5 protein-coding genes are annotated in these 2,609 nt (G+C 74.1%); all 5 read left to right on the forward strand.

The genetic code is table 11. The features are described 5' to 3' along the window. The coding region (locus AB0K37_RS41635) for a hypothetical protein (protein WP_363991614.1) at positions 1 to 526 on the forward strand (526 nt) is incomplete at its 5' end. Beyond that, on the forward strand, positions 514 to 681 hold the full coding sequence (locus tag AB0K37_RS41640; RefSeq protein ID WP_185026079.1) for a hypothetical protein: 168 nt from the start codon (positions 514 to 516) through the stop codon (positions 679 to 681). The genes AB0K37_RS41635 and AB0K37_RS41640, both read left to right, overlap by 13 nt. A gap of 18 nt (positions 682 to 699) precedes the next feature. Further along, on the forward strand, positions 700 to 1,254 hold the full coding sequence (locus AB0K37_RS41645) for a hypothetical protein (RefSeq protein ID WP_363991617.1): 555 nt from the start codon (positions 700 to 702) through the stop codon (positions 1,252 to 1,254). Beyond that, positions 1,251 to 1,634: a DUF6412 domain-containing protein gene (locus AB0K37_RS41650; RefSeq protein WP_363991620.1), complete on the forward strand. Its 384-nt coding sequence runs from the start codon at positions 1,251 to 1,253 to the stop codon at positions 1,632 to 1,634. Before AB0K37_RS41645 ends, AB0K37_RS41650 begins: the two co-directional genes overlap by 4 nt. A gap of 48 nt (positions 1,635 to 1,682) precedes the next feature. Then, the gene (gene yidC, locus AB0K37_RS41655) at positions 1,683 to 2,372 is read left to right on the forward strand and encodes a membrane protein insertase YidC (RefSeq protein WP_363991623.1); all 690 of its coding nucleotides are present in this window, start codon (positions 1,683 to 1,685) and stop codon (positions 2,370 to 2,372) included. The last annotated feature ends 237 nt before the right edge of the window (positions 2,373 to 2,609 follow it).

Consider the following 2,609-nt stretch of genomic DNA (forward strand, 5'->3'; position numbering starts at 1 on the left):
GACAGGAACTGGTGCAGCCGGAACGCGAACAGGGGCCGTTCGGTCACCGAGTGCTGGGCCTCCGAGCCGGCCTCCAGAGTGCGGCGGATCGCCTGTCGGGCTCGCCGCCGCGGGCGCCACCGCCGGGCTGAAGGCCCTCGGGGTCTTCCCGCCCGCGCGGGAGGCGCTCGCCTCGGGCTTCCAGCTCGTCGGCTACTACGACATCTATCCGCGCTGCCCCTCCTACGCGGCCAATCACAACTGCTCGCCCGGCTGCGGGCCCAGCCTGGTGTGCAGCGTGTGCTGCCGGACGAGCGGGAAGTACAAGGGCTTCCACAAGTCCGGCGTGTCGGATCCCGGCCGCTACAAGCTGCGGCCCAACCAGTGCTACGGCGGCGGCTACGACGGCTGGCTCTGGGCCTACGCCAAGAGCTGCGGCAGCTGCAAGAAGGGCGTCACCTGGCGCTGCCATGACGGCTGGAAGAAGTCCAAGAAGGGCAACTGGTACAAGACCATCTGCCGCAAGGCCATGGCGTGCAAGAACTGACCGCGGGGCGGCTGCGGCGGGGCACGACCGACCCGCTCCTGCCCGTCGCCGCCCTCGCGCTCCTGGCGGTGGCGGCCGCCGCCCTGGACGCCGCCGTCCTGTGCTGGGCGTCGATCGGCGCGCTCGCCGGATTCTCGCTGTCGGGCAGCGTCTGAACGCGCAACAGCGAATCCGTGCTGTTCTCGCCAGGTTGGCGGGCCCCCGTACGGCAGGGCGAGGTCCTGGCCGTCTTCACCCTCGGGCTCCTGCTCGGAGGCACGCTCACCGCGACGGTGATCTGGCTGCTGTCCGGCCTCTCCGCGCCGCTTCCGCCGGCCGTCCGCGCCGCCGCGATCCTGGCCGTCGCCGCGCTGGGGGCCGCCCGCGAAGCCGGACTGGTCCGCGTCCCGCTCCCCCAGAACGCCCGCCAGATCCCCCAGGACGTCCTGCGGGCCCGCCTCCGCAGGGGCGCCCTCCAGTTCGGCTTCGAACTCGGAACCGGCGTCCGCACCTACGTCTCCGCCACGGCCCCCTACGTCCTGGCCCTGAGCCTGCTCCTGATCCACGAAGACCCGCTCACGACCGTGCTGACCGGCACGGCCTTCGGCGCCGGACGCGCGCTGAGCGCCCTCCTCACCTACCTGGCCCGCGACGGTGGTCGGGACGCCGCGATGGCCGCCCGCATGCCGCCCGTGAAGACCGCCGCGGCCCTCGCGTCCCTGTCCGCCCTCGCCCTCCTGCTGCTGTGACCGGAAGCCGGTCGATCATCATCGCGCCGCCGTGGCAGACTGAGCGCATCTCGCCGCCGCGCACCGGAAAGAGGCTCGTCGTGCTCTGGTCACTGCTGGTCTTCGCGCTGCTGCGCGGGTTCGCGGTGGCCGAATGGGCCGGGTCAGCGCCGGGGCAGTCGGTGCTGGTCACGCTGGGCGCGCTGACCGTGGCGGGGCTCCTGGTGCTCGCGGCGGTGCGGGTCCACGCGGCGCATCGGGGCCTGGGAGCGGCACGGGCGCGGGTGCGGACGACCTTGCGGGACAGGACCCTGCGGACCGCCTTCCTGCCGCAGCGGGACCCGGACGCGGCGGGACGGCCCCGCCCGCGAGCGCCCGGAACGGGGATCGCGGCCGCCTGAGCGCGGCCGGAACGCCGTCGATCCCCTCGTTCCGGAAGGTTCACGTTCATGTTCGACATTCCCGTCTCCATCGCCGCCGTCCTCGTGGGCGGGCTCGCGGACGCCCTCGCCCCTGCGGCGGGCGGCCTGGCCACCGCGCTGGCGATCGTCCTGTTCACCGCCGGGGTGCGGCTGGCGCTCGTCCCGCTGGCGGTCTCGGCCGCCAGGGGCGAGCGGGCGCGCACCCGGCTCATGCCCAAGGTCCAGGCGCTGCAGAAGAAGCACGCGAAGGATCCGCGGCGGCTCCAGCGGGAGATGGCCGCGCTGTACGAGGCGGAGGGCGCCACACCGGTGGCCGGATGCCTGCCGATGGTCGCGCAGATGCCGTTCTTCATGGTCATGTACCGCCTGTTCGTGTCCGCGACGGTCGCCGGGCACCAGAACCTGCTGCTCACGCACACGCTGCTCGCGGCGCCGCTCGGGCAGAACTGGATCGGCGTCCTCGGCGGGGGCCTCCTCGCGCCGCCCTCGCTCGTCTTCCTCGGGCTGTTCGCGCTGCTCGCGGTCGTGGCCGTGGTGACGTCGCGGCGGGTCACCGCCGAGGGGCCGATGGGCGCCGTCGCGCGGCTGGCGCCGTTCGGGACGGTCGCCGTGGCGGCGTTCGTGCCCCTCGCGGCGGGGCTGTACCTGCTGACGTCCGGGGCGTGGACGGCCGCGGAGCGGGCCGTCCTGCGCCGCCGGGCCGCGGCGGCGGTCTGATCGGCCTTGACGGGGGTCCGGAAGGCTGGGTTCGATGGCAACCGAACGGCGTTCTGACTACCGAGGACGGTGTGCGGTGACGACGACGGCACGGGCGACCGAGGACGACCTGTCCGACCTGGCCTTCTGGACGCTCCCCCCGGACCGGCGGGCGGCGGCGGTGGGGCGGGGGCGGGGACGCGCCCCCCCGGCGGTGATGAGAAAGGAAGAGGGTGGGGGTGGGGAAGAGGGTGGTAC

Origin of the sequence: Actinomadura sp. NPDC049753 (assembly GCF_040674655.1) — a bacterium.
Classification (GTDB): Bacteria; Actinomycetota; Actinomycetes; order Streptosporangiales; family Streptosporangiaceae; genus Spirillospora; species Spirillospora verrucosospora.

Excerpts from the sequence above, each read along its gene's own strand:
- yidC (WP_363991623.1), top strand. The coding sequence starts at position 1,683 with ATGTTCGACATTCCCGTCTCCATCGCCGCCGTCCTCGTGGGCGGGCTC.